This window comes from Dyadobacter linearis, from assembly GCF_907165045.1.
Taxonomy (GTDB): Bacteria; Bacteroidota; Bacteroidia; order Cytophagales; family Spirosomataceae; genus Dyadobacter; species Dyadobacter linearis.
On the sequence record NZ_CAJRAU010000012.1, the window covers coordinates 18,953 to 39,803 of the forward strand.

Below are 20,851 nucleotides of genomic sequence, written 5' to 3' on the forward strand. Positions count from 1 at the left end.
ATCCTAAACAGCTGTACATGTTTATTCTAAGTGCAAACGACATTGCTACGCTCGAAACTTACCTGCAAAACCAGGGCTGGTTAATAAATGGGGAGCGGATCAGTCAGGTTTCCGTGCCGGGGGAAGGAAATATGAACTATGTTCTCCGGTTAACTACCCCGGACAGATCCTTTATTGTCAAGCAATCCAGGGGATATGTCGAAAAGTATCCGCACATAAGTGCTCCCGCCGACAGGGTTTTAATGGAAGGTGCTTTTTACCAAACAACAAGCGTTGATCCGTTGATAGCAGACTTCACCCCGGATCTGATTGGCATTGATACGGTGAACAATATTATGGCTTTGGAAGACTTGGGCAGGGCCAGCGATTTTATACCATTATACAATTCCCTCAAAGCTCTTGAAATCTGGCAAGTTGCGCAGTTAACGGATTTTTTAAGCACGCTTCATACACGTTTTTCCTGTGAATCGACCCCGGATTCGCTCAAAAACAAAGCTATGAGGGCGCTGAACCATCAACATATATTTGAATACCCGTTTATGAAAGAGAACGGGTTTGATCTTGATACCGTCCAGCCAGGATTGCAAGCTGTTGCTACTGTCTACAAGAGTGATGATGAGCTGAAAGCTCAGGTGGCACATTTGGGGCAAACCTATCTTTCTGATGGAAAATGTCTTTTACACGGTGACTTTTATCCGGGAAGCTGGCTTGATACTACGCAGGGAATAAAAATTATCGATCCCGAGTTCTGCTTTTATGGCCCTGCGGAGTTTGATCTGGGCGTTATGATCGCTCACCTGTACCTGGCAGGCCAAAATAAAGCAATCGTAGATTTTACGCTGGATAGATACAACTTGATTAATCAAATCGATTACTTCACCTTAAATCAGTTTGTTGGCATTGAAATTATCAGACGGCTAATTGGATTGGCCCAATTGCCCTTGCAGAGAACATTACAGCAAAAACAGGAGCTGCTAAGATTTGCAAGGACTTTGATTTTGCCACATACGAGTGCGGATTAGCCCTTTTCATTTTCATCTTTGGTTGTCGGGAATACTACATATATGGGTGTAAGCGCAGAATATAACTCCAAGCTAATTCCGGCCATACAAGTGGGGGGCTTTTAGTAAATGGACAAAAATGGCGTTTGTAAATAGTTGAAAGGGAGAAGAAAATGGGTTGACACGCGAATTAAATCAACACAGCGCGGGCTAGAAACACTAATTGGGAAGCTAGGTGAATATCAGTTTCAGACAAGCCAGTGTAACACTTACTGCCAGCAGATAATTGAGCGAGGAAGCAGATAAACGATGGCTACCCAGATAACTGCCACAAATCCCACCCAGTAAGCCTGCCATGATCCAGATATAGATTTGCGGTTCAGGGCGGAAGCCCTGGCTAAAAAGCCCTATCAATCCGGAGATTGAATTAACCAGGATAAAGAGTGAGGAGCTGGCTGCTGTTTCCTTTACTTTTGCCCAATGGAACAAAAGCATTAGGGGGCTTAACAAAATACCACCACCGATACCAATCATTCCCGATAACAGGCCGATCACAGCCCCGGCGGCAAGTCCCCAGGCGAGGGGGATTGGCTTTGACTCAGTTTCTTTCCCACGGAGCTGCCACAAAAGCCGGATAACAACTAAAATAAGCGATGCAGCTAGAATCTTGCGATAGAGTGAATCCGAAAGCGGGATGCGTGCCCCGACAAAAGCCATTGGTACACTTGCCAGCGCAAATGGCCAAAACTTTTCCCCGCGGAAATAGCCGGCACGGTAGTATTGAATGAAAGCAATAAAGGAGACAAAGACGTTGAGCAGCAAGGCAGATGACTTCATTAGCTCTGGCCTGATGCTAAATAAGGCCATCGTAGCCAGATACCCGCTGGCCCCGCCATGACCGACCGATGCATATAAGAACCCAACGACGAACAAACAGGCCAGGAATGGCAACAGGGGTAATAAATCCATAATGTTAACAATGTGACAGATGCCGCCAAGTTCCGTAATTTTAACGGATTATGAATAGTTATATACTTCGTCGTTTAATCTTCTTTTGTGCAATTGCACTAGCTGGCAGCCCTTGCTTGCACAAACCATCACCTTGCAGGGCGAGATAATTGATAGCTTGGGACAGCATCCCGTACCGTACGCCACCGTTTCGGTCTGGTTACGTGATTCAGTTTTGGTTACAGGCACTACAACCGATGGAAAAAGGCCTGTTTTCATTCCTGGCGTCCCTGGTGGTGATATCCAGTTGCGGGTGCAACTCATTGGCTACCAGATCTTGCAGAAGGCATTTAAAATTAACGCTCAATCACAGGTTACACTGCCCACAATGTTCTTGCACCGTTCAGAAGTGGCCCTGGACGAACTAGTCGTTAAAGGTGAAAAGGCGGCGAGTTCGCTCCAACTCGATAAGCAGGTATATACAACGAAACAATTCCAGAACGCGGCCGGTGGGACAGGCCTTGACTTGTTGCAGCGCCTGCCGTCCGTTACTGTCAATAACGAGGGTGCCATTACGCTACGGGGCAGTGCTAATTTTCAGGTAATGATCAATGGAAAGCCATCTGCACGGACAGCGGCGGATATATTGGCACAGCTTCCGGCCAACCAAATTGAGCAGGTTGAAATTATCACATCACCTTCTGCACGCTATGACAGCGATGGTAAAACGGGGATTATCAATATCATTACCAAAAAAGGTGTGCAGGTGGGGTGGAGCCTTAGTGGTAATGGCCTTTTTGCGGGTGTATCCCCCGCGCGTTACGGCGGTGATGCTGCTGTCGCTTACAACTCTCGCAGATGGAATGCATTCGTCTCCGTAGATTTCCGGCGCTACAATATCAATGGCTTTCGTGGGGGTGAAGTACGTACGATTTTTCGGGACACATTAACCTACCTGCCCTCAGAAGGTATCCGCGATTGGAAGGATGTGCAATATTCCATCCGAACAGGTGGAAGTTACAGCTTTAACAGCCAATCGGTTTTGAACGTTGCCTGTTATGCTGGTTATAAACAGACAGACCGTATTGCTAATCTGCATTATCACGACTTTATCCGGACAGGCCAGCCATTGGATTTATATTCAAATCAATTTGGTCCCCCTGCGCGGCAGTTTTTTAACCAAAACTTATTTAGCCGGACTGGCAGGTTCCAATCGGTCAATGCCGATTATGGCCGCACATTTGCCAATAAAGCGAAACTCAGTGTAATCGGGCTATTCGAGTATTCTATCTTGGGAGGGCCGTTACGTAATTCTTACCAGGTTGAAGATATCGGAACTGTTACACTTCAAGAGCGCTCCGATGAACGTAGCCCGTTAAATGCCTGGCGGCTGCAAGCCGACTGGGTGCAGCCACTGCCTGGCAATAAACGGCTCGAAATGGGCTACCAGTGGCGGCGGGTACGGCATCAGGGTGATTTACTTTTGAGCGGTTGAATCTGGAAACACAGTTTTGGGAGGCAGATTCAGGCTTTGCGGATCAAATGGATTTGGTGCAACAGGTCCATGCAGGTTATTTGCAGCTGGCAGGGCAACGAAAAACCTTCTCCTACAATGTGGGGATAAGACTCGAATCAACAAACCGGACGTTGACCCATTTGGCGCAGCCGAAGCCTTACCAATATGATGCGTTAAATTTATTCCCTTCGCTGCAAGGTATCTGGAAGTTATCTGAGGCGCAAACACTAAGAATTGGCTTCAACCGGCGAATCGACCGGCCAACAACAAAGGCAATGTCTCCATCCAAAAACCATCGGCATGCAGAAGCTATTGAGTTGGGTGATTCGAATTTGAAACCAGAAATCACAGATGTTCTCGATGCATCATATAGCCGTGCCTGGCAACCATTAACGCTGACCGCATATGCTAATCGCGCCAAAGACCGTATTTTCCGGGTGAATGATTTATATAGCCGCATTATTCTTTTAAGGGCATACACCAATGCCGGGACAGCCAGATCGATTGGAGCCGAACTGTCCGGCGAGTGGCGGCCACTATCTTGGTGGCGGTTGTATTGGTCAGACAATGTATATGAGCTCAATATTAAAGGGACATACCAGGGCGCTGACATACTGCAAAAAAGCGTCAACTATAACCTGAGCGGTAATACAACCATTAATATTGCAAAGTGATTAAGCTTCCAATATGACATCAACTATGTGTCCCGTACAGCCACTTCACAAGGGTATGACAACGGACTTTTATTATCCAATGCTGGTCTTCGTTATAGCCCAACATCGGGTTGTGCGGCTCGCTACGGAAGTGGCATTTCCCAACAGGGCGACCATGCGAAGAACTTTTGCAGATTTAATAATCCAATCGTTGGAGCCCAACTTAGAAAAGAATTGTGCCTATGACTTTGTTCAAATGTGTATTGAAGACCGGACCGTTTGTTGAAAGCCTGATTCATTTTATCATTAAGCCTGAACGATGCATCAATACGCCTGCATGCACCTTCTGAAGGCTGCAAGAAGAGCATTACGATTGAATAACAAGTTAGAAAGATCAATTCATGCCTACGGGCAGACAGGCAAATTTAAACCAGTATTGACCGATTGCAGCTACCATTTCCAGCAGGTCATTATAATTACCGGGTTTATTAAAAACGGTTTGAGCGCCAATTTGATATGCCGTCCTTATTTTATCGGGGTCGCAACTGCCGCTATTGATGATCACTGGGATATGAGCGCATTGTTTGTTTACTTTAAGGTTACTGACGACTTCAAGTCCGTCAGGATATGGCATTTGAAGATCAACGCAAATCAAATCCGGATATGTTGTATCACTCGCCAAAACTTCCAGCATCACCAAACCGTGCGTAAAAATACGTACTTGGCATGAAGGTATACCAGCTAAGAAAGCTTCTTGCAATAGTAACGCGTCATCTTCATCATCGTCAAGAAGATAAACAAGAGGCTGCCTGGTTTCCAAAACTGGCCCATAAGATTTTTGCATCTTCGTATTTTTACATTGTATTGATGCAAGTAGATAGCAATGTGCCTAACCCCACCGTTTTGTTATCAGACCATAAAAACGCATACCCGGTAAAAGGGGCTGTTTGGGGTAAGACGACAGCTGCACGAAGTGGGATGTATAAACATTTTGGGGTCATTGAGTAACAAACTACCCGCTTTTAACACGGAGGGCGGATGTTTTCAAAATATAGCCTGTTTCATCTGGATTGGTAAGGCTTTCGATGAAGGTACGTCAGTTGAGCATAAGGCCTGGTTTTATTGCTTTTTAAGGTAAAAAAGCATAATTGATAGGGGCTACGGATTTCAATTACTGACGGCAGTATGGCTGGGCCAGCGATCAGGTTAATGCTGTTATTTTACACACCCTAAAAAAAGTGGATGGGGAATTCAAAGAAAAACACGCGAGTATTGGTTTTCGATACACAGCCCGCATCAAGGTTAGGGATAACCTTAATGCTAAAAAAAATGAAAATTGAAGTTGACGTTGTGGAAACGGGCAATTACGTCCAAAGGGACCGATACCTGAAAGATGAAAAGTTCAATATTCTGATATTTGGGGTGAATAGACCGGCGGATTTTTTTATCAAAAACATACCTGCGCAAAGGACCCGCTGTATTTTTATGTATGATTTCCCTGTCCAAAGCCAGGCAGTCAATCAACTTATCTCAGGCTTCGGCGGGTGCATTTCAAAACAAGTAAACTTTGAACAGTTCCAGAAGTGTATCCAGGAAGTATCCGATGACCGGTTTTATGTTTGCCCTTACACGAAAGCTTTCATTAAGGGTGAATACATCGCATTGGTCGAGAAAATTTACAGCTACCAAACGCTGTTAGAAAAAATCAGTAATTAACTGTATGGCTTGGCCAATCAACTCCGAGGTATCATTGCGATACTATAAGAATGGGTTTTGCCGCGTCCAGAAAGGAAGGTAAGGCTACGTGATTTCTAGGATAGAAAGTAATCATTAATCAGCGGCCTGATTTGATTTAGACCGTCTTGCAGTAATTGCAGGGTATGGTCAATTTCCTGGGGCTCAAAGCTTGCCATGTGTTCCAGGGTCTGAGCCAGGGCAGTTATTTCTGGCATAAACGCAGATGCAGCGGCCCCTTTCATTTTATGCCCGGCCAAGTTGATACCCTGCAAGTCTTTTGCCTGATAATATCTTTTGAGATCACTGATGCCGCCTTCCAGGGACTGCATGGTGATGGCCAGGAATTCGATCAGAAAGGACGCGTCAGCAAGATATACAGCGTTGAGCTTCTGAAAATCGATGCCGGTATGGGCCTCTAGGGCTACGTTGTTTGCAGCCGGGCTTGAGTCCCCGCTAGCCAGGCCAGGCAGGATATATTTGCGAAGGATTTCCAGGATTGTATTTTCGACAAAGGGCTTGGTGATAAAGTGGTCCATGCCTGCCAGCAAACACCGTTCTTTTTCTCCCTTCATGTTCCCTGCCGTCAAGGCGATGATTGGTATTTTCAAGGCGCCTGGGAATTTACGGATATGGCCAGTGGCTTCATACCCATTCATCAGCGGCATCTGGACATCCATAAATATGATATCGGGTAAACCGCTTAAGCAGATCTCAAGGGCGGCTTTGCCATTAACTGCTTCAAGGATTTGGGCTGCCGGGGCAATCCGGGACAAAAACGTTTTGGCCAGGAACATGTTGGCAGAGTTATCTTCTGCGATCAGCACTTTGAAAGTGCCGTTAATGACTTGCCCTTTCTCTGTAGGGTGTATGATATTGGTACTTTCTTCCTGAAATGCGAGCCTGGAAAGGCAAGCCAGTATTTCATTGAATTTAATGGGTTTAAGGAGCTTGAAGGGGATATTGAGCGTTTCAGTCAGCGCTGCACTGATGTCTGCCGAAGAACTGGTAAGCAGTACCACCGGAATTTTCTCAAACCCGTGCTTCTGCCTGATCCTGCGCACGGTTTCAAGCCCGTCCTGGCCGGGCATGTGGTAATCCATCAAAATGGCATCAAAAGCCGCTGTTTCCAGGATGCTTAGCGCCTGCTCGCCAGACTCAGCTTGCTGGGAGCGGATCGATAAAAGGTCCAGCATCCTGGAAAGGATCAACCTGTTCTGTGCGTTGTCATCCACAATCAACACCCGCTTGATCAGGGACGGTCACGCCAGCTAAGGGGCGTCCCTTGCTCTGCCCGCATGGAAAGGTCAAAAAAGAAGGTGCTGCCTTCACCTTCTGCACTGCTCAGTTGCAAGCGGCTGCCCATCATGTCCAGCAGTTTATTGGAGATTGTTAGGCCCAGGCCGGTGCCTCCATACTTTTTAGTGGTTGTGCTGTCAGCCTGGGAAAATGCACTGAATATTTTGTTTTGCTTCCCGGTTGCAATACCGATCCCGGTATCCCTGACACTGAAACGGCAATGGAGCTGGTCGCTTTTCTGCGGGTCATAACCCTGGATCTCTACCTTTAACTCTATTTCCCCGTGGTCTGTGAACTTGGTTGCATTGCCCAAAAGGTTAATCAGTACTTGTTTAAGGCGTATTTCATCGATCCATTCAAAGCGTGGCAGTTCTGCCGGTATATTGAGCAGCATCTCGACGCCCTTTTTTTGTACGGGGAACGAGACGATATCTGCTGACTGCATCAGCAGCTGCTGTAAATCGGTTTTGTGTATATCGAGCTCTAGCTTACCGGCTTCAATCTTTGAGAAATCCAGGATATCGTTGATCGTTGCCAACAGCGTATTGGCAGACTGGTTGGCAATGTCCAGATATTGTTTTTGGGTAGGGGCAAGGTCGGTTTTCAGGATCAGGTCTAAAAACCCGATCACGCCATTCAGGGGGGTACGGATTTCATGGCTCATGTTGGCCAGAAACTCGGATTTCGCCTGACTGGCCTGCTCGGAAGTGATCCTGGCCTGTTGAAGTTCCGCGCGTTGCTGCACAGATTCGGTAACATCCTGTGTGAAGATCATAATTCCCCCGATCTGCCCTTCATCCAAATACCAGGGTCGGACTTCCCAGTTGAGATAACGCTGCTTCAAGGATCCGGCCGGCTGCCACAGGTGCTGCTCACTACGAAGGATTTCTCCGTTTAAACCGCGTTGGTGGATATCTTTCCAATTCTCTTTAATTTGGGGGAATACGTCATAAATCGAAACCCCGATCAGACTTTGTCCTGCCAAACGATAATCTTGCACCCACCTTTGGCTATAGGCTAAAAATTTGACCTGGCAGTCAAACATGGCGACGGCCGCGGGAGTATTTTCAACAAAAGCCATCAGGATAGCCCGCTCACGGACCAGGTCCTGCTGCGCCTTTCTGATCTGGGACAAGTCGGTGGCGATGGCAAGGTAACCTGTAACCAGGTTGTCAACATCCCGGATCACCGTCACGGCCAGTTGTACAGGGATGGGGAGATTGTCTTTGGATACATAAGTCCATTCCCTGCTTTCAGATCCGGCTAGCTCAGCGGTGTGGACCAGCGCGCGGAACCCATGGATGGGCTCATTGTAAATTTGGGATAACTGCTCCCCCCGCTGTGATAACTGCTGATCTAAAAGCAGCAGGGTAAGGGAATGCTTACCGATCAGCTCGTGTGAAGCGTGCCCCAGTAATTTTTGGGCGCCTTTGTTAAATACACTTATAATGCCATGCTGGTCGGTAGCAATGATGCTGACTTCCGAGGCAGCGTCGAGAACATCCGAGAAAAGCTTTCTGGAATTGGCCACCTGACTTTCATTTTGTATACGGGCATCAATGTCCTGAAATGTCCCATACAGGCGTACGCATTTGCCGTCCACAAATTCGGCATTCCCAATCGCGCGGACCCATAAGTCATTTCCCCTGGCTGTCCTGATTTGCAATTCCAGGTCATAGCAGCCCCGCCCCTGGATAGCTTGATGAACGGCTTCCAGGATTTTGTCGCGGTTTTCCCCTTCATTGTAAAACCCAAGCGCATTTTCGAGTGTTGGCTGAAAACCCGGGCTTACCTGGTGAAGTTCCCTGGTTACCTGTGACCAGTAAACCTGCCCGGTGGCAATGTCCATTTCCCAGCCGCCGATTTTGGCAACCCGGCTGGTTTGTAAAAGCAGCTGCTGGGTTTTGCTCAGCTGCCGCTGCATTTGATGGCTTTCTGTGACATCAATGCTGTTGCCTATCACGTAGGTTTCCCCTGCCGCGTTTTTGGCAACCGTGTTACGGTAGCTGAAAATCCGCAGGCTTCCGTCTTTGTGCAGCGTTGTCATCAGCCCCTGGGACTGCCCCTCCAAAAGGACCTGGGCCAGATACGACTCGAACTGTGGGCGGTGTTCTTCCGGGATGATATCGCCCAGGTTGGTGCCTTGTAGTTCCGAAGGGCTGTACCCCAGTAACCCTGCGCCAGCGGCATTGACCGTTATGATCGTGCCACCGGGCGAGTGGGTGCACATCAGGCCTAACGAATTTTCAAAGAAGGACCTGAAACTTTCCTCGCTGGCCAAAAGGTCTTCCTGCTGCTTTTTTTGAAGGGTTATGTTACGGCCTACTGCGAAAAGGTTACCGGAACCGGGCTCAGGGCTTACCGTCCACTGTAAATAGAAATAGGTGCCGTCCATCGCCCGAAACCGGTTGACAAACCCGGTTACGGTAGCCCCTGACTGCATTTTTTGGATTTGCTGCTGTGTAGGGGCGATATCATCTGGATGGATCAAGTCAAAGTAGGAAGTTTCAAGCATCTGCTGGTCCTGCCAGCCTAAAAGCTTTTTAAACGAGGGGTTGATCCTGCGGAACATGCCATCGGTGCCCGCCACACAGATAAGGTCTTCTGATTGAAAAAAGAGCTTCTCAAAATTTCGGAGCTCAGAGAGCTCGCTCTCCGAAACAATTTTTTCCTGTATTTGAACGCTCAATAATCGGAGTGCTTCCCGATGCTGCTCATCAAGTCCTGCCGGGTTTGTGTCCAAGACCCAAAAGCTTCCGATGATAATCCCCAAGTCATTTTTAAGGGGAAAGCCCGCAAAAAAATGGGTAGCGGCGGGCTCATTTGGTACTGACGCGTTTTGCAGCCCATCAACGGATTGTGCATAGGAGATTTCACTGCCTGCGTCAATCGCCGTTGTTAGATCATAGAAAAGCTTGCTCTGGGTGCCAGGGTCTAGCTGATGCCCGTGTTGCCCTGCGAGCAGCTGGGCATCGCCTTCTTTGATCAGGATCAGCGCGCCGCTCAGGTTGGTGATCAGCACGGCCAGTCGGCAACAATCATCGTAATATTTAGAATGAATGCGCTGCTTATCGGTACCCAATTCATATAGAAGGCTGCCATGGTTAGGCTGCTTTTCTTTTTTCATTTCGTTGAGATTTATTGCAAGGCCCGCTAGCTGGCAAAGCCTTGTTATTTTGCCTTGCCCAGCACTGGGAATTTTATACTATTTTCAATAAAAGCATTAATTTGGCATAGAAATCCCTTCTTTTCATCGCATTCCAAGTTTTAAATGAAAAACCCTGCAACAATATACCTGGCCGATGATGATTTTGATGACCGGTCCATGCTCCGTGATGCATTAATAGCCAGGATACCTGGTGTAGAAATTGTTGAAGCATTTGATGGTCAGGATTTAATCGACAAGATCAAGCCTGCGTCCAGCCCGCTATCAATGATCATCTTAACAGACTGGAACATGCCGCGGCTCGATGGCCTGGAAGTGGCTAAAATCATGAAATCAGACCCGGGGTTTAAAAACATTCCGATTGTGATGGTTTCTACAAATAAAGAACAAAAAATGATTCAGCAGGCCTATGCTGCCGGGATCAGCAAATACATTGTCAAACCCGTATTATGGACCGAGTTTCTTTCCGTTGCTGAAAACATCAGGTCTGGTTTTGAGAAGCTGGCAGGCCGTTAACAGTATTCTTACCATCATGTTTGGGTTAACGGCAATCAAGTTATTGCCTTAGCAATCGATATCTGTGTGCCTAATGTTACGAAATTAATAACAAATACTACAAGCTACTTCGATATTGAAAAGGTTTTTTGTAATTTAGGGCCAGGTTAGCGCATGCATATTGCATTGAGATTGTAATTTGCTGTGAATGAAATAAACCCCTTAGCCTTTTAGTATTCTCAACGTTTTTAAATACCAATCCCATCCACTTTTCATTTCTTCGCGTATTGCAGAATGAGGACCCTGGCAAGTTTCAGGGCCCTCATTTTTTTTGCACCATGTAAATAGTGGTCGTATTTTTAGCCTATTCGGGATTCCACCACATCTGCGGCTGGCGCTGGCTTTTCTGATTTGCGTATTGACAGACTGGGAAAGCGATGGTGATTGTTAAATTTTTCTGGCTATGAAAGTGGCCATTCTTATCGACAAACTGGAATCGGCTTCGATGGTAAAAGCACGGGTGGTGGGTAAATGATTATTTTGATAAAAGCTTTTAAGCGGCGATTATGGCATCGCATTCCCACCGGCTAGTTCATGCTCATGTCGCTCTTTAAGCTTGGCCCACTGATCAGCGTAACATGTTACAAGATCGGTAATCTCGGCAGCATGTCGTAGGAGCAAAGAAGCCCTAACCAGGACGTTTTCCTTATCAGGGGGTGCCGATGCTAACGCCAGGTCCTGTTTACGTAATAATTCGGATTTCTCCATCAATTGCTGCTGCAACAGCAACTCTCTTTCATGCAAATGACGTGCCTCTATGGTTAGCATGGTATCAACCGCTTTAGAAAGTTAAACGTCTGACCACTGTCTAAATTTATGTTTATTTTCCTGATAATCAACAAGCATTAAAGGATGTAGGGTGGCCGGTTCTGATAGTGCTAGTTTCCAAATATTTAACCGAAAGATAAATGCAATACGCAGTCATTCTGTTTGTGCTGGGATCGGGTAATTTTGACCTTACGGTTCTGGATTTCTTTAATTTGAATTAAGATTGTCGCGGAATATCCGATTCTACCAGGCTTCCCTTTAAATCCCTTACGAACCGAGGTCATACAAATAAAGATTAAAAGTGGGTTCTAAGAATTCTAAATTAGCTGATTTCCCCGTAAAACATTGATAATTAAATCAGGAGCTTGGAAATAGTGTCTTGGCACGAAAATTGCCAATCGCGGATTTAGCCCGCGCTAATATGATAAATCTATTTGACCCACAAGATGAGTATTATAATCTTTTAAGTTGGCATGCTGATCAAAGAGAAAACCTTGTTCAGGAAAATAGGTCTAACCTTGGAAAGATGCGGGCCAAACACCGCGCTGAACTATATGAGGCCCGGCAAGCAAATAAATCCCTTAACGTGCTGGTGAAAAAGCATGTGCAGCAGGAATCTAGACAGATCCTTGAAGATAAAAGAAAGCTGAATCAGTTACTAAGCACGCAAGCAGAAGAAATTAAAGAGTTTGTCAGGCTGGTTAGGTTGATTTATCCGAAATTCGACGGGTTTGACCAGTTTCTGCACGCTAGTCGATCGCGCTGGTCATTGGGCGTCAGCTAAATACAAGTTTGTCGACAGGTGCAGAAAATTCAAAAATTCTTTTTAAATCCGTCAATGCAGACCTAATTCGTGATTTAACCGTACCTAATGGCAGGCAAAGGTGTTCTGAGGCCTCCTGATGGGTGTAGCCTTGGAAATACACCAGTTCTATCAACTGTTTTCGTTCCGGCGGTAGCGTTTCAACTAATGTTTCCAACCCTATTTCCACAGGTTTAGGAAATGAGATAGCAGTGTTTGAAAGGTCCTTTTCATCAACAGCTGCCCACTGAATGTTATTTGCAAATTTTCGTGCAGCCCTGATATGGTCAATGGCCGTATGACGGGTGATGTTTAACATCCAGGTAAATAAGCTCCCTTTTTGATGATCATAGTACGATATGTTTTTCCAGATCTTAATAAAGGCCTCCTGCAATACATCACTGGCAACATCGTCGTCCCGGACCATTTTGCAAATAATTCCATACAGTCCAGATGCATAGTTATCGTATAGATACTCAAATGCCAGTCTGTTGTTATTTTTAAGCAAGACGACCAGATCTTGCTCGCAGTAGCAGGTAGATTTCAGAGGCATAAATGATGGGGTAGGGTAAGGATTATTAAAAAAAATTTGCAAAAAAATTTGTGCCAGCAAGACTTTGTAATTTAAGAATATTAAATCAATGTTCATCATTACCTGCATCTGCTAATCAGGTATTTAACTGATATCACGACTACTAGAGTAATAGTGCTTGACCTACTTCTGGCCCTGGTTTAACATGGATAAACCTTGTGGTGGAAAGCTAGCTGATAAGGCTAAAATTTAGGCGACCTAGCTATTAGAGCGCTGTAAACCTTGAAAATAACAGTCAGAAGGGATCAGTAACATGCATCATCCCAGCTACTGGTAGGAAAGCGCCTGATCGGTGAAAACGAAGAAGCCCTGAAGGCATTCCTAAAAAAGTATATCTCTGGCGGCTCACAAGCCAAATGGCATGTTTTAAACCGCGGATTTTTTTCACCATTTTTAATTGAATTAAATCTTTGAGACAGTGACGGACTTTTCTAATATAAATAGGGCAAAAAGCTTCATCAGGCCTTCAAATGGGCAGATAGACCTCTTTATTGCCTTCAACAGTATTGAAAATATCAAATCGATGTTTGCCGGCAAATGGACATATAAAGTCAAGATATTTTGCTCTATCCCAATAGTTGTTTTCAAATGTCCCGGCAAAGACCGTAATATACTGTTGCATTTAAACCTTCATGCTCTTGGGTCAGGTTGCTGGCTTGATAAAGATCGTTTAACCTTTATGCTGATTATCTCAGACGTTTCAGATTCTGACAATGTTGTAGGCGCCAAGACAATTTGTCTATCAAAAAGGGACTCAGATAGGATCAGGGCAGCTGTTTCAAGGCAAAAGCAATTGTCTTATCAAAACATCGAGGATCTCGTCGACATTATCTATCAATTGGATATTAAAAATATTTGGCCAGGCAGTGGTGAGCAGCTCTAATTTTTGTTGGGATTGTTTCTGCAAGGTTGCTCAAAGTGCGCTATTAAAATTTATGCCTTAACTAAAGAGGTTGATTCAATTACTTTAATCGCATTTCAATCCCGATGTCTGTGGAAAAAGTAAATCCGCCATGAGTTAACCAGGGTAGCATGAGCAAATAAGGCATTGCATGCCATTATAAATGTCAACATTACTGCAATGACCTTGGATAATAAAGTTATTTATGAATGCTACTGTTGGAATAAGGTGTAATAGCTTCTCTTCCGGTATTTGTGTTGGTTACCATGTCGGTGAATGTCCCTTCCGCTGACCAGCTTTGGTCAATTCTTCCTGATGACCTTGCGCTCGGTCTCTGAGTCTTATTCGAGAAATAGAAACCGGCTTCGCATTCCATTTCTCAGGGAAGCCTACGTCATGGCCAGACAGACGGGCGTTATTTGTCCACCTTTTCCCATATTTTGTTGGACAAAAGACGGGAATTATTCCTTTACTTTTGCGTTCTAAATTGGGTTAAGGTCTGATGAACAGAAAGGAAATACAGTTGTTTGAATTAGCAGATAATCCTTACCTTCCCAGCTAGCCAATGTTCCGTATACAACACTACGGACACATTGGCTAGCGGTTAATTACCTTAACCTAGCTTCGTTGCCTACATCAGGCATACAGCAAAAGTTCAATCGAATATCGCTTGGTATTCTCTGGTCTATTCGAAACCAGCAAATGGCTTTCGATATTCTTTTTTGTTAGGCGTACTTACCTCTAGAAAATGGCTAAGAAAAATAAACAGACGAGCTCTGAGAAAGTCGGTAAAACGTTCGGTTGTTGTGGTTTCCATGAGATAACTTATAAAAACGTTAACTTGAAAGGCTAAACCATCCATGTAAATAGATGCAGAATGATCTAAGTAAAAGCTCCCAGTTCAGCACCGCAAAGATATTGATCTATCTATTGGCATGTTTCGTAATCCTGATTTGCAGCTGTAAGAAAGCCAAGGGGAACCCGCTGCAAGGTTTGATATATGCAAAAGTAACCCTGGCGGGTGGAGCCACACAGCAAGGAATCATTCAATGGAATAACCGTCAGCTTTTTTGGGAAGATGTTTTTGAAACACGCCGCAAGGATGCTAAAACGCTTGATTTTCTTACTAAGGATGAAATAAGCAAATTAAGCGACCAACAGAAAAGGGATAAGATCGAATGGGGTTTTATGCATGTTTGGGAAAACAAATATCCATCCAAATCAAATAAGTTTTCCTGCCGCTTCGGCGATATTACCTCTATTGTTATAAGCGGCGAGAAAGATGCCCTGCTGACGATCAAAAACGGCAGTACGATACGTGTCAAAGGGGACCAGCAGTTTGGGGACGTAGGAAGCCGGGTCCGTCTGATAGACCAAAAGGGGAAATGGCACCGTATTGAATGGAAACAAATCCAAAAAATAGACTTCATGTCCACTCCCGCCCAAGCACTAAGCAGTCCAGTCAGGGCTCTATTTGGAACTGTAAAGACTAACTATGGCACGGTTACTGGGCATATCAAGTGGGACCAGGATGAAACACTGACATCGTCTACAATTGACGGAGAAAACCAGGGCAAGGAGCACAAGATCCCCTTTGGGAAAATACATCGGATAAAAAAAACTGCTGCCAACAGCTGCGAGCTGACCTTGATTTCGAGGGAGAAAATTATTTTGTCTAGCGGCGATGATGTGGGGACATCTAATCACGGCCTGACGGTCTTTGTAGAAGATCTGGGAAGCATTTTTGTGGAATGGGAAAACTTTAAGGAATTAACGCTAGGCCAGGCCGGAAAAGAGGAGCAGCTTTTAGCATATGCAGACTTCAAAGCTGTAAAGGCGCTTTGGGCCGAAGTGAAGACCATCGGCGGTGAAAGATACAAAGGCAAATTGCTTTACGACTTAGATGAGCAGTGGGCGTGTGAAATATTGGAAGGTCATCAATCCGGCATCGTATATTCGGTTGTCCTGGGCAATATCCGCTCTGTTGAACGTAAAAATCAAAACCACTGCTGGGTGCTACTAAAAAATGGGGAAAGACTGCTATTAGACGGGCACGCGGACGTGAACGATACAAATTGGGGTATACTGATTTGGATAGATAACGGTAATCCCCGCTACATTGCCTGGGACCGGATAAAAATGATTAATCTCAGGTAGTATTTGCAGTGTACGGGCAATGCAAGGGTTTCTCTTACGTTAAAAAATGCTATTGTGAACAAGCTGCATAATCTGTTGATCCTGGTCGCCTTGGGGGTTTTGGCCGCCTTGGCATACCTGATCTTAACTTCCCCCAAGCCCGCCTTTTACCTAGCAGCGCTGTTGTGGATTGTTGGTGCGACAATGCTCTTATGGCTTGGCAACCGTTATATATCGCGCTGGTTGAATCAAAACTACCCTTGGGCCGATTACGATTCACGAAGGTTTTACGTGCAGATTTTTCTGAGCACGGTGTATTCGCTGCTTTGCGTGAACCTTACTTACTATCTGATCAAAACACAGTTGACAGGGTTTGCACCAGACCAAGAACAGATTATGGTCCTGAATTTGTATGGGTTGATCCTGACGATCCCGGTGCTGTCTATTCACCTGGGTGTCTTTTTTATGCTACGCTGGAAAAAAAACTTCACGTATTCGCAAGAATTGCAAAGCCAGAACCTAAGATCACAATTTGAGTCTTTAAAAAATCACCTTGCCCCACATTTCCTGTTCAATAATCTGAATATTCTTTCCTCGCTTATTGAAAAGGACAAGGCATTGGCCCAAACATTTCTGGATCATTTTTCGGATGTTTACCGGTATGTGCTCAGGACAAACAACCTGGAACTGGTTAGTTTAAAAACAGAACTTGAATTTATTGATTCTTATATATTTATGCTTAAAATCAGATTTATGCAGCAGATACAGATCCGGATCCAAGTTGGTCCTGGTTTTTATAGTTATCAAATCCCTCCCTTGTCTTTGCAGACTTTGGTGGAGAATGCCATTAAACACAACAAGGCGTCAGAAACACAGCCGCTTTACATAGAAATTTATACCAATGATCAAGGATATCTGTTTGTGAAAAACAACCGTCAGCTAAAAAAACGGGAAAACTACAATGCCGGGTCCGGATTAAAAAACCTGGCAAAAAGATACGCGTATGCGGCAAAGCAGAACCTAGAAATTTTAGACAATACCACGGACTTTATAGTCAAACTTCCCCTGGTTAAAATTGAAAAGAGCAATGCGCATTATAATCATTGAAGATGAAGTCTTGGCTGCCGAACGTTTGCAACGACTGATTGCGCAATATGACCCTTCCATCCAGGTTGCGGCCTATTTGCCGTCGGTCGAAAAAGCCATTTTATGGTTAAACCAAAATCCGCAGCCGGAACTGGCTTTTGTGGATATCCAGCTTTCCGACGGCTTGTGTTTTGAAATATTCGAAGCGGCCTCCATTCGTTGCCCGGTGATATTCACGACCTCGTTTGAGCAGTATGCATTGGAAGCATTTGGTGTAAATAGTGTGGCATATTTGCTTAAACCCGTCAAATACGGGCAGCTTGTGAAGAGTTTTCATAAGCTGGATGAACTGAAACAGACTTTTATGCAGGCACCTTCCGGAGACTCAGGGCAAGTGTCGCTGCTTACGAAGCAAGCTTATAAATCAAGGTTTCTGGTAAAAAACGGATTGCAGATCAAAGCGATCAAAACCGACGAGATCGCTTATTTTTTTTCAGACGAAAAAATGAGTTTTCTTGTAAGTTATCAGCAGCAAAAATTCCCTGTCGACTTTTCTTTGGAAGAAATCGAGGCGACGCTCAACCCGGACTTCTTTTTTCGGATCAGCCGCAAGTATATCGTCCATGTAGACGCGATCAAAGAAATCAATCCTTACTTCAAGGGGAGGCTTAAAGTTACCTTGTTACCCAGCGTAGCCGGGGGCATCGTCGTCAGCAGTGAGCGCACCCCCCAGTTTAAATCCTGGCTCGACCATTGAAGACACTGATTGGGTCATAGATAATCGGCGCAGGGTGATCCTATATTCCAGTTCATCGGAAATGGGTTTTCAAAATGTTGCTATCGCATTATCTTGATCGTCAGTATTGTTTCCATTTTATCGGCTCTGTGAGGAAATTTATGATTTCATGTAAAAAAAATCGAGGTAAGGGTTTTCTGTTTTTTTTACTAATGAGCCTCAGTCTTATTTCTGTTCCATCCTTTTCTCAAAAGGTCATGCTGGAAGGGACCGTCCAGAATGCTTCTGACAAATCTGCGTTACCGGGTGCGATGGTCACCATCCAAAAAGCCAATGAGCAGAAAGTAACAAACGGCGTAATGACGGATGGGTATGGCGAGTTTAAATTCGAACAGCTTGCCGCCGGGCAATACGCCTTAAAGATCAGTTACCTGGGTTTCAAACCGGTGTCAAAGACCCTGGATCTGGAAAATAGTGCTATCGATTTGGGCAGCATTGTACTGCAAGAGGAAACGAATGATCTGGCGGAAGTAAAAGTCGTGGGCCAGGTTTCTGCCGGGGAACAGAAGGGAGATACGACCCAGTTTAATGCCAGTGCTTTCAAAACCGCAGCAGACGCAACTGCACAGGAGCTGATCCAGAAACTGCCCGGTGTTACCATGGAAGACGGAAAAATACAGGCGCAGGGAGAGGATGTGCAGCAGATCTTGATTGATGGTAAGCCTTATTTCGGAACGGATGTAGCTACTGCTTTACAAAATTTGCCGGCAGACGTTATTGCCAGCGTGCAGGTGTTTGATAAAAAGAGCGACAAGGCCGAAATGAGTGGTTTCAATGATAATGAACAGCTGAAAACCATCAACATCGTCACCAAACCCAATCGCCGGAAAGGTCAGTTTGGAAAAGCAACGGCAGGCTATGGAACCGATCAAAGGTATTTGACGGGAGCAAGCGTCAACATATTCAATGAAGACCGCCGCGTGACCATTACCGGGCTGAGCAACAACATCAATACCATGAATTTCAGCGCCGACCAAAGCAGCCAGGAGGAGAATAAACCACGAAATGGGATTATTAATACAAACTCTTTGGGACTCAACTATTCGGATATGTGGACCAAAAAAATAGAAGTCAGCGGAAGCTATTTTTACACCAAACGGCGCAATTTCAGCGTCCAGTCCAAATTTCAGGACTTTGTGAGCCCGGCTGACTCGGGCCGGTTTTACAATGAAAGCAGCCAGCGCATTGAGCAGGAGAACCTGCACCGCGCCAACCTGAGAATTGAATATAAAATCAATGACAATAACCGGATTCTGATCCGTCCCAACCTGACGGTGCAGCAGACGGATGACTTTTCGTCTTTTACCGGCCGCACAGAAAACGAAAACAGCGCGCTCAATCAAACTGAAAATACTTCCAACTCAGACAACAATAGTCTGAATATCAGCAATATGCTCTTGTACAGTCATCGTTTCCGAAAACTGGGACGAAGCTTTACATTCAGGCTGAATACAGGTTACAGCACCAACGACAACGAGAATTTCCGGCTGGCCGATATTGCGTATTTCAGGGAACCCGACAGAAGCAATACGCTCAACCAATTTACCAGATTTGACAGGAAGGGTTACTTCTGGGAAACAGAGTTTTCATTTACTGAGCCTATCGGTAAAAATGGCCGCGTAGAATTGGAACACGAACGCGGCAACCGTGTGGATGATTCCGACCGGCGTTTGTTTGATTATGATGAGCTGGCCGGAAACTATTCATTCTTAAATGAAGGGTTAAGCAATACCTTCAAGAGCCAGTACCTGACCGAAGAAACGGATCTGAGTTATCAGTATCAAACCGAGAAAGTAAGGATCGAATTTTCGGGTGAATACCAGCGGGCAAGTCTGGACAATGATCAGGTTTTTCCGGATGCCTTTGAATTGAACCGGACATTCAGCAACGTTTTGCCTTCGGCCAGGTTCGAATACCGCTTCTCTAAATCCCGCAACATTGAAATAGATTACCGGACATGGACTAATGCGCCTTCTATCAACCAGTTACAGAATGTACTGGATGTTTCTAATCCGCTTTACGTCAGAACGGGTAACCCCAATCTTGTACAATCCGTACAAAACAGGATCAGGGGCCGATACCGCTCGCAAAATCCAGAAAAAAGCAGGACCTTTTTTGGCATGGTCGAAGCCTCCATCGTACCCGACTACATTGGAACGAGTACCATCACCGCCCGCAGCCCGCTGGCACTGACCGAAGTGGATACCTTGGAAACGGGTTCCCAGCTCTCCCTTCCGGTAAACCTGGACGGTTACTGGACCATCCGCGCGTTTTTCAACTACGGCCAGCCTGTTGATTTCATCAAGTCCAAAATCAGCTTTAACGGCTTTGCCAACCATACCCGGCTTCCGAGCTTAATCGATTCCCTGACCAATAATACCTTTACGACGAATTTCCGACTCGGCGCATCTCTGAGCAGCAATGTTAGCGAATCGCTTGATTTTCAGGTTTCTACCCGTTCAGGATACAATATTGTCAGAAGGTCTTTACGCAATACACAGGACAACTTTTTCAACCAGAGCAGCCGTCTGCGGCTCAACTGGATTTTCTGGAAGGGATTTGTCTACCGGACCGATTTGATCCATCAGGTCAACACCGGCCTTTCGGCAGGATTCAATACCAATTACATGATCTGGAATATGAGTATTGGTAAAAAGGTTTTCGCCAACCAGCGCGGCGAGATCAGTTTGAATGTATTTGACTTGCTCAAACAAAACATCAGTATCCGCAGGAATGTGACCGATATTTTTGTAGAAGACGTGCAATCCAATGTGTTACAGCAATACTTCATGCTCACTTTTACCTATAATTTACGTCATTTCAGCGGGGGCGCCAGTGAGAAAGACTTTGATAAATAAGGTGCCCTAAGCAAAGCTTACTGCTTGACAATCTGATGCT

General features: G+C 45.4%; 17 protein-coding genes. 11 read left to right on the top strand and 6 right to left on the bottom strand.

Annotation, left to right across the window (positions count from 1 at the left end; all coding sequences use genetic code 11):
• Nucleotides 1-17: 17 nt before the first annotated feature.
• The gene (locus tag KOD92_RS25920) at nt 18-1,022 is read left to right on the top strand and encodes a phosphotransferase (RefSeq protein ID WP_215236521.1); all 1,005 of its coding nucleotides are present in this window, start codon (nt 18-20) and stop codon (nt 1,020-1,022) included.
• 210 nt (nt 1,023-1,232) lie between these two features.
• Here KOD92_RS25920 and KOD92_RS25925 read toward each other — a convergent pair whose 3' ends face one another.
• On the bottom strand, nt 1,233-1,970 hold the full coding sequence (locus KOD92_RS25925; RefSeq protein WP_215236522.1) for a sulfite exporter TauE/SafE family protein: 738 nt from the start codon (nt 1,968-1,970) through the stop codon (nt 1,233-1,235).
• A gap of 112 nt (nt 1,971-2,082) precedes the next feature.
• On the opposite strand from KOD92_RS25925, the gene KOD92_RS25930 reads away from it, so the two are divergent.
• Together KOD92_RS25930 and KOD92_RS25935 are read left to right on the top strand one after the other, a co-directional pair.
• Entirely contained in the window at nt 2,083-3,444 is a 1,362-nt protein-coding gene (locus tag KOD92_RS25930; RefSeq protein WP_215236523.1) for a TonB-dependent receptor, read from the top strand.
• Nucleotides 3,441-4,139: a TonB-dependent receptor domain-containing protein gene (locus KOD92_RS25935; RefSeq protein ID WP_215236524.1), complete on the top strand. Its 699-nt coding sequence runs from the start codon at nt 3,441-3,443 to the stop codon at nt 4,137-4,139. Before KOD92_RS25930 ends, KOD92_RS25935 begins: the two co-directional genes overlap by 4 nt.
• Before the next feature lie 373 nt (nt 4,140-4,512).
• On the opposite strand, the gene KOD92_RS25940 is transcribed toward KOD92_RS25935, so the two are convergent.
• Nucleotides 4,513-4,962, bottom strand: coding sequence for a response regulator (locus tag KOD92_RS25940; protein ID WP_215236525.1), 450 nt, complete (start codon nt 4,960-4,962; stop codon nt 4,513-4,515).
• A gap of 485 nt (nt 4,963-5,447) precedes the next feature.
• Between KOD92_RS25940 and KOD92_RS25945 the strand changes: the two genes are divergently transcribed.
• Entirely contained in the window at nt 5,448-5,834 is a 387-nt protein-coding gene (locus KOD92_RS25945; protein ID WP_215236526.1) for a hypothetical protein, read from the top strand.
• A 95-nt stretch (nt 5,835-5,929) separates the two neighbouring features.
• On the opposite strand, the gene KOD92_RS25950 is transcribed toward KOD92_RS25945, so the two are convergent.
• Nucleotides 5,930-7,087 (bottom strand): response regulator, encoded by a 1,158-nt coding sequence (locus KOD92_RS25950; protein WP_215236527.1) that lies wholly within the window; start codon nt 7,085-7,087, stop codon nt 5,930-5,932.
• 17 nt (nt 7,088-7,104) lie between these two features.
• A complete protein-coding gene (locus KOD92_RS25955; protein WP_215236528.1) occupies nt 7,105-10,278 on the bottom strand; it encodes a PAS domain S-box protein in 3,174 nt (1,057 codons plus the stop codon).
• Between the two features lie 144 nt (nt 10,279-10,422).
• Between KOD92_RS25955 and KOD92_RS25960 the strand changes: the two genes are divergently transcribed.
• The gene (locus KOD92_RS25960; RefSeq protein ID WP_215236529.1) at nt 10,423-10,833 is read left to right on the top strand and encodes a response regulator; all 411 of its coding nucleotides are present in this window, start codon (nt 10,423-10,425) and stop codon (nt 10,831-10,833) included.
• Nucleotides 10,834-11,376: 543 nt separating this feature from the next.
• On the opposite strand, the gene KOD92_RS25965 is transcribed toward KOD92_RS25960, so the two are convergent.
• Complete coding sequence (locus KOD92_RS25965) at nt 11,377-11,640, bottom strand: hypothetical protein (RefSeq protein ID WP_215236530.1); 264 nt, start codon at nt 11,638-11,640, stop codon at nt 11,377-11,379.
• 421 nt (nt 11,641-12,061) lie between these two features.
• On the opposite strand from KOD92_RS25965, the gene KOD92_RS25970 reads away from it, so the two are divergent.
• Nucleotides 12,062-12,424, top strand: a complete 363-nt coding sequence (locus tag KOD92_RS25970; protein WP_215236531.1) for a hypothetical protein — start codon at nt 12,062-12,064, stop codon at nt 12,422-12,424.
• Here KOD92_RS25970 and KOD92_RS25975 read toward each other — a convergent pair.
• Nucleotides 12,417-13,094: an RNA polymerase sigma factor gene (locus KOD92_RS25975; protein WP_229254882.1), complete on the bottom strand. Its 678-nt coding sequence runs from the start codon at nt 13,092-13,094 to the stop codon at nt 12,417-12,419. The genes KOD92_RS25970 and KOD92_RS25975 overlap by 8 nt on opposite strands.
• A 358-nt stretch (nt 13,095-13,452) precedes the next feature.
• Between KOD92_RS25975 and KOD92_RS25980 the strand changes: the two genes are divergently transcribed.
• The 5 genes from KOD92_RS25980 (at nt 13,453) to KOD92_RS26000 (ending at nt 20,811) form a co-directional block, all read left to right on the top strand.
• Nucleotides 13,453-13,917, top strand: a complete 465-nt coding sequence (locus tag KOD92_RS25980) for a hypothetical protein (RefSeq protein WP_215236532.1) — start codon at nt 13,453-13,455, stop codon at nt 13,915-13,917.
• 888 nt (nt 13,918-14,805) lie between these two features.
• On the top strand, nt 14,806-16,092 hold the full coding sequence (locus KOD92_RS25985; RefSeq protein ID WP_215236533.1) for a hypothetical protein: 1,287 nt from the start codon (nt 14,806-14,808) through the stop codon (nt 16,090-16,092).
• A 54-nt stretch (nt 16,093-16,146) separates the two neighbouring features.
• On the top strand, nt 16,147-17,178 hold the full coding sequence (locus KOD92_RS25990; protein ID WP_215236534.1) for a sensor histidine kinase: 1,032 nt from the start codon (nt 16,147-16,149) through the stop codon (nt 17,176-17,178).
• Nucleotides 17,159-17,914, top strand: coding sequence for a LytR/AlgR family response regulator transcription factor (locus KOD92_RS25995; protein WP_215236535.1), 756 nt, complete (start codon nt 17,159-17,161; stop codon nt 17,912-17,914). The genes KOD92_RS25990 and KOD92_RS25995 overlap by 20 nt, the downstream gene beginning before the upstream one ends.
• A 191-nt stretch (nt 17,915-18,105) precedes the next feature.
• The gene (locus tag KOD92_RS26000; protein ID WP_215236536.1) at nt 18,106-20,811 is read left to right on the top strand and encodes an outer membrane beta-barrel protein; all 2,706 of its coding nucleotides are present in this window, start codon (nt 18,106-18,108) and stop codon (nt 20,809-20,811) included.
• The last annotated feature ends 40 nt before the right edge of the window (nt 20,812-20,851 follow it).